This window comes from Mesorhizobium sp. M2C.T.Ca.TU.002.02.1.1, from assembly GCF_003997225.1.
In genome coordinates, this window is the sequence record NZ_RZTO01000313.1 from 1 (window position 1) to 6469 (window position 6469).

The following is a 6469-nucleotide window of genomic DNA, read 5'->3' on the forward strand; positions in this document are numbered from 1 at the left end:
CCTCGGCATCCTTCCACGCCGCCAGTGACCCGGGCTGTCCGCCCGACTTCACATAGTCGCCGCGCTGATAGTCGGGCGAGCATAGGAACAGCGCGTAATCGATCGCCGCCTGCTTGTGCTTCGACTGGGCGCTGACGCCGATGCCGGCGCCGCCGAGCAGCGCGCCGGCCGATCGCGCGGTCGGCACGTCGGCGAAGCGCAGATACGGCCTGTCGGTTTTCGCGGCGTAATTCACATAGCCGAAGGCGAACGGCACATAGACCACGTCGTCATGCGCGATCATATGATCGTAGCAGCGGATCGGATTCCATCCGGATGAGTTCGGGTGCGACAGCGCTGCCAGTTCGCGCAATTGCCCGACGGCCTTTTCGACCATATCCGTCGCGATGAACTGGTCGCCATCTTCCTGCGGATGTCCGAGCGTCAGAAGCAGGCACATCGCATCGGTCGGCACCAAAGGCAGGCCGAGCCACTTGCCGTCCTTGCGCGCCGACCGGCCGAGCTCGACGACTTCTTCATGCGTACGCGGCGCCGGCCCGTAGCGCTCCAGAAGGTCCGGGCGATACGAGGCGACGTGGCAGGCGGCGTCGATCGGCAATGCCCATTGGCATCCGTTCTTCGCGTAGGACCGCCAGGACGGACCGACGGAATCCTGCTCGAAGAAACGGACCTGCTCCGCCGACAGATAGGCGTCGAACGGCACCATCAGTCCATCCTGCGCGATGTCGCCGATGAAGGGATGGTCGAACACCACCAGGTCGTATTCGCCGAGCACCGGGCCGAGCGCGCCCTCGCCGAATTCATAGAGGCTGCGGCGGTCCCATTCGATTTCCAGGCCGGGATTGGCGGCGCAATAAGGCGCGACGCTGGCGTCCAGCGGACCCCAGCAACGTCGATGATCCCACGCAAGACCGCGCAGTCTTGTCATATCCGGCAATTCCTCCCTGGAACCGGGCCACGTGCCCGGTCCACAAACCACTAGCAGGTATTTTTACCTGAGCAAATAGTTTTTACATACGCAAATCGCCTCAGGCCAGCCCGAACCGCTCGACGGCCCGCATGATGCCGCGCAGTTCGGCGAGGCCCTTGAGCCTGCCGATCAGCGAGTAGCCGGGATTGATCCTGGTCTTGCCGATGTCGTCGGCGAGCAGATGCCCGTGGTCGGGCCGCATCGGAATGCGCCAGTCGGCGCGGCCTTCCTTGCGGCGACGCGCCTCTTCCTGCATCAGCGCGAGGATGACATGCGCCATGTCGGTGCCGCCCTCGAGATGCTCGGCTTCGTGGAAGGAGCCGTCATCCTCGATGGTGACGTTGCGCAGGTGCACGAAATGGATGCGGCTGGCGAACTCCTTGACCATGGCGACAATGTCGTTGTCGGCGCGCGTGCCGTAGGAGCCGGTGCAGAAGGTCAACCCGTTGGCCGGGCTGTCGACGGCGCTGAGGATGAAGCGCGCATCCTCGGCGGTCGAGACGATGCGCGGCAGGCCGTAGAGCGAGAATGGCGGATCGTCGGGATGGATGCACATGCGCACCCCTTCCTGTTCGGCCACCGGAATGATCTCGCGCAGGAACCAGGCGAGGTTGTCGCGCAATTCCTTCGGCCCGATCGCATCATAATCGGCCAGGGCCTCGCGAAAGCTGTCGCGGTTGTAGGCGCGCTCGGTAGCGGGCAGGCCAGCGATGAGATTGCGCTCGATCCTGTCGATCTTCTCGTCGCCGAGCTCCTTCAACCGCGCTTCCGCTTCGGCGATGCGGGCGGGCGTGTAGCTGGCCTCGGCATTCCGGCGCTTCAGCACGAACAGATCGTAAGCGGCGAAATCGATGGCGTCGAAGCGAAGCGCATAACCCGTCGTCGGCAGGCGGTACGCCAGGTCCGTGCGGGTCCAATCGACCACCGGCATGAAATTGTAGCAGATCGTCGCGATGCCGGCCTTGGCCAGCGCGCGGATCGTGTCCTTGTAGAAGCCGACATAGCGGAGTCGCTCCGGCGAACCGATCTTGATCGAGTTGTGGACCGGAATGCTCTCGACGACCGACCAGGTCAGCCCCGCCGCCTCAATGATGCGCTTGCGCTCCAGGATGTTCTCCAGCGGCCAGACGCGCCCGTCATAGATGTCGTGCAGGGCCGAGACCACGCCGGTCGCGCCCGCCTGCTTGACATGATCGAGGGTGACCGGATCGTCCGGACCGTACCAGCGCCAGGTTTGTTCCATTTGCCGCTTTCCTCCGTGAGAGGTCGGCAACTTATTGTTGGACCACAATGGGAGTCAAATTAAAATTTGACGCTCGTGAGTGGCTACCCACTTGGGCAAAGCCCAGAAAATTCACCGAGGTCGAGCCCAAAACCGGTTGTTTTCCTCAAAGCATACGATATGTTGGTCCAACAATTAGGAGGATCGATGCCGGAAAATCCCCAGGCTGCACGCGACAATGTCGCCGCCCGCCGCGTCGGCGGCTCCTCCGCGGTCGACACCGCGGCCGGGCGCATCCTCGACCTCATCCGCGCGCGGCAGCTGAATGTCGGCGACGTGCTGCCGACGGAGCGCGAGCTCAGCGAGATCACCGGCGCCAGCCGCAACACGGTGCGCGAGGCGCTGCGTACCATCCGCACCTACGGGCTGATCGAGCCCAAGCCGCGCGTCGGCGCCGTGCTCGCCGACGGGCAGAGCATCGCCATCCAGAATTTCTTCGCCGCGCACATGGATGTCTCGCGCTCCTCTTTCGCCGACATCCAGGGTTTCAGGCGCATCATCGAGGTCGGCATCGGCGACCACATCGTGCTCAACGCCACGAACGAACAGATCGCGGCGCTCGACGAGGTCAACGCCAGGATCGTCGACAGCCGCTCGATCGAGGAAGCCGCTCAGAACGACTTCAATTTCCACAGGGCGCTGATCGGCCTGGCGGGCAACCGCACGCTCATCGACATGTATTCCTTCCTGTCGCCCGTGATCCTGCGGATCATGACCATCGGCAAGGAGATGCGGCCGGTGCTTGCCGACACCCGCGCCGCGCATGGCGAGATCATCGCCGCGCTGCGTGCACGCGACCGACTGGCCTATGCTTATCTCATGAGCCGCCATCTCGATTTCGCCTTGCGCTTCCTGCCGGAAGAGCCGGTGTCCGACAGTGACTGAAGGAGTTCCCGCAATGAAGGATTTTGAAGGCAAGGTCGCGCTGGTGACCGGGACGACCGGGATCGGTCTGGTAACCGCCAGGCGCCTCGCCGCCGGCGGTGCCGCGATCGTCGCCTGCGGCATCGACCGCTCGGCCAATGAAGCGATGAGAGCGGAACTGGGAAGCTCGGGGGCCGGCGCGCTGGTCGTGGACACAGACGTCTCCGTGCCGGACCAGGTTCGCGACGCCGTCGCGGCTGGCGTGGCGCGCTTCGGCGGCCTCGACGTGATCGTCAATTCGGCCGCGGTCCATCCGTATGGAACCGCGACGACGACTGACTGGGAAATCTGGAACAAGGCGATGACGGTCAATGTCGGTTCGATCTATCTGACCGCCCATTTCGGCATTCCGGAAATGATCAAGCGCGGCGGCGGCGCGATCGTCAACGTCGCCTCGGTGCAGGGCTTCGCCTGCCAGCAGAACGTCGCCGCCTATGCCACCACCAAGGGCGCGATCCACACGCTGACGCGTTCGCTGGCGCTCGACTACGCGGCGGCCGGCATCCGGGTCAATTCGGTCAGCCCCGGCTCGATCCGCACGCCGATACTGGAGAAGGCCGCGCGCGGCGACAACGGCAGCGATGCCGATGTCGAGGAAGCCTACAGGCGCTTCGGCGCGGCCCATCCGCTCGGCCGCATCGGCGAGCCGGAGGAAGTGGCGGAACTCATCGCCTTTCTGTGCTCGTCCAAGGCCGGCTTCTGCACCGGCGCGGACTATAAGATCGATGGCGGCCTGACCGCCGGCATCGGCGTGAAGTGAAGCCATGAAGATCGGTCTTGGCCTCTACCGGGAGTCGCTGACTCAAGCCAATTTCCGCTTCGCCCGTCAGGCGGGCGCCACGCACATCGTCGCCCACCTCACCAACTACTTTCGCGGGCGCGATCCTTCCCTGTCCGCCGGCAGCGAGAAGGAAGGCTGGGGCGACTGCTCCACCGACGAGCTATGGACCTATGAGGACTTCGCCGGCCTGGTGAAGACCGTGCGCGACAACGGGCTGGAAATCGCCGCGATCGAGAATTTCTCGCCCCGCTTCTGGTCCGATATTCTGCTCGACGGCCCCGATCGGGCGAAGCAGATCGAGGGATTGAAGCGGCTTATCCGCGATGCCGGGCGCGCCGGCGTCCCGTGCATCGGCTACAACTTCTCCATCGCCGGCGTCTGGGGCTGGTCGCGCGGGCCCTTCGCGCGCGGCGATGCGATGTCGGTCGGGCTCGACCTTGCGGCCATCGATCCCGACCTGCCCCTCCCCGACGGCGTGGTCTGGAACATGCGCTACCGCACGGGCCGACCGGGCGCCGCGCCGGTGACGGTGAGCAACGACGAGCTCTGGCAGCGGCTCGGAGCCTTCCTGCGGGACGTCGTTCCGGTGGCTGAAGAAGCCGGCGTGATACTTGCTGCGCACCCCGACGATCCCCCGGCCGAAGCGCTGCGCGGCGCGGCACGGCTCGTCAACCGTCCGGAGAAATACGACCGGCTGATGGACATCGTCGATTCACCGTCCAACGGGCTGGAGCTCTGCCTCGGCTCGCTGCAGGAGATGCCGGGCACCGACGATATCTACGGGCATGTCCGGCGCTTCGCCCGGCGCGGGCGCATCGGCTACATCCATTTCCGCAACGTGCGCGGCAAGGTGCCGAACTACCACGAAACCTTCGTCGACGACGGCGACATCGACATGGCTGAAATCGTCCGCATCCTGCGCGATGAAAACTATGACGGCGTCATCATCCCCGACCATACGCCGGAAATGTCCTGCGATGCGCCCTGGCATGCGGGAAAGGCCTTCGCGCTCGGCTATATGCGCGCACTGGTGCAGAACGCCGCGGCGCTGGGACCTTCGCAGTCGATTCAATCCACCAGCATCCGGATGCAAGCCTGATGACCAGATCGACACGCCTCTATGCCGACGACGCCGAAATGTACCGCCTGTTCGAGGAGGAGCTCTTCGTCGCTGTCGTCGGCGACGTGATGGACACGATCGGGCTACAGCATCAGTTCCTGCCGCCGGTATTCAAACCTGTCGACGAGAAGACGAGACTGCTCGGCCGGGCCATGCCCGTGCTCGAGACCGACATCTTTCCGTCCAACGAACCGACCCACAATCCGCTGATGAGCAAGCCCTTCGGGCTGATGTTCGAGGCGCTGGACGATCTGAAACCAGGCGAAATCTACGTCGCCAGCGGCGCCTCGCCCCGTTATGCATTGTGGGGCGAGCTCATGTCGACGCGCGCGAAAATCCTCGGCGCGCATGGCGCGCTGGTCGACGGCTTCGCTCGCGACACGGACGGCATCAGGGCGCTGGGCTTTCCCTGCTTCTGCATCGGCTATTACGCGCAGGACCAGGGCGTGCGCGGCAAGGTCATAGACTATCGCTGCGCGCTCGAGATCGGCGGCGTCCGCATAGAGCCGGGAACGCTCTTGTTCGGCGACAAGGAAGGCGTCCTTGTTATTCCAACTGAAGCCGAAGAAGAGGTGGTGCGCCTCGCCCTCGAAAAAGTCCGCGGCGAGAAGCTCGTCGCCAAGGCGATCCGCGAGGGCATGAGCGCGGTCGAAGCCTACAAGACCTTCGGCATCATGTGACAGGGCGTGGCCAGTCAGTGGTAACCGGATGGTCAGTCTGGCTTGCGCGACAGCACCAGGTACATGGCTGCAAGCATCAGGAGCAGGGCCAACCAGAACGAGGCGGCCGGCCGTTCGTCGAAGACGGCCAGGCTCCAGAGAATGCCGGCGGCCACGGCCAGATAGTTGAAGATCGAAAAGCGCGCCGGTCCCATCCGAGCGACCAGCTCGAAGAAGAGGACGAAGAAGACGGCATTGATCGTCGTGGCGAGAGCGAGCGGCATCAGGGTCCTGCCCATCCACTCGGAAGGCATCGCCGCGCCGCCGAGCGCAAGCATGACGACGCCGGCAACCACGGCCCCTCCCAGCAGCGTTCCGGCCGCCATCATCACCGAGGACGCGCCTTCGGGGCGCAGCCATTTGGCGCAATTGTTGGCGGCGGCGAACATGACCGGGGCAATGAGCGCCACCAGAAACCAACCGACGCCGGCCGAGCCGACGGCCCCAACATCGGGCAGCGCGAGGACAGCCACGCCGGCCACCCCGAGCAGCATGCCGGCGAACGTGCGCCAATCGAAGCGATCAAGACCCGCCAGTGCGCCAATAACGAGGGTGAATATGGGAGAAAGGCATAGCACCAGAGTGAGCACCGAGGCGTCGACATGCGGAGCGGCCGAGACCAGGATACCGATCGGCAGGCCAACCACCAGGCCGCCTATGACGAGGTATGTGC

General features: G+C 64.7%; 7 protein-coding genes. 4 read left to right on the top strand and 3 right to left on the bottom strand.

From position 1 onward, the window contains the following. Together EOD07_RS17635 and uxuA are read right to left on the bottom strand one after the other, a co-directional pair. Nucleotides 1-928: extracellular solute-binding protein (locus tag EOD07_RS17635; protein ID WP_127236376.1), on the bottom strand; the 928-nt coding region annotated here is incomplete at its 3' end. Between the two features lie 100 nt (nucleotides 929-1028). Continuing rightward, entirely contained in the window at nucleotides 1029-2213 is a 1185-nt protein-coding gene (gene uxuA, locus EOD07_RS17640; protein ID WP_127236377.1) for a mannonate dehydratase, read from the bottom strand. Nucleotides 2214-2399: 186 nt separating this feature from the next. Between uxuA and EOD07_RS17645 the strand changes: the two genes are divergently transcribed. From EOD07_RS17645 to EOD07_RS17660, 4 genes are read left to right on the top strand one after another with little or no spacing between them, the layout of a single operon-like run. Further along, a complete protein-coding gene (locus tag EOD07_RS17645) occupies nucleotides 2400-3137 on the top strand; it encodes an FCD domain-containing protein (RefSeq protein ID WP_127236378.1) in 738 nt (245 codons plus the stop codon). 13 nt (nucleotides 3138-3150) lie between these two features. Then, the gene (locus tag EOD07_RS17650; RefSeq protein ID WP_127236379.1) at nucleotides 3151-3936 is read left to right on the top strand and encodes an SDR family oxidoreductase; all 786 of its coding nucleotides are present in this window, start codon (nucleotides 3151-3153) and stop codon (nucleotides 3934-3936) included. Between the two features lie 4 nt (nucleotides 3937-3940). Next, nucleotides 3941-5056 carry a mannonate dehydratase gene (locus EOD07_RS17655; RefSeq protein WP_127236380.1) on the top strand — a complete coding sequence of 372 codons (1116 nt, stop codon included), beginning with the start codon at nucleotides 3941-3943 and terminating at the stop codon, nucleotides 5054-5056. After that, nucleotides 5056-5757: an RraA family protein gene (locus EOD07_RS17660; protein ID WP_127236381.1), complete on the top strand. Its 702-nt coding sequence runs from the start codon at nucleotides 5056-5058 to the stop codon at nucleotides 5755-5757. The genes EOD07_RS17655 and EOD07_RS17660 overlap by 1 nt, the downstream gene beginning before the upstream one ends. A gap of 32 nt (nucleotides 5758-5789) precedes the next feature. Here EOD07_RS17660 and EOD07_RS17665 read toward each other — a convergent pair. Beyond that, nucleotides 5790-6469, bottom strand: a 680-nt coding sequence (locus EOD07_RS17665) for a DMT family transporter (RefSeq protein WP_164772316.1), incomplete at its 5' end; no start/stop codon positions are given.

Bases quoted from the DNA above. Each gene is read 5' to 3' on its own strand.
- EOD07_RS17655 (WP_127236380.1), top strand. From the start codon at position 3,941: ATGAAGATCGGTCTTGGCCTCTACCGGGAGTCGCTGACTCAAGCCAAT.
- EOD07_RS17660 (WP_127236381.1), top strand. From the start codon at position 5,056: ATGACCAGATCGACACGCCTCTATGCCGACGACGCCGAAATGTACCGC.
- uxuA (WP_127236377.1), bottom strand. From the start codon at position 2,213: ATGGAACAAACCTGGCGCTGGTACGGTCCGGACGATCCGGTCACCCTC.
- EOD07_RS17645 (WP_127236378.1), top strand. From the start codon at position 2,400: ATGCCGGAAAATCCCCAGGCTGCACGCGACAATGTCGCCGCCCGCCGC.
- EOD07_RS17650 (WP_127236379.1), top strand. From the start codon at position 3,151: ATGAAGGATTTTGAAGGCAAGGTCGCGCTGGTGACCGGGACGACCGGG.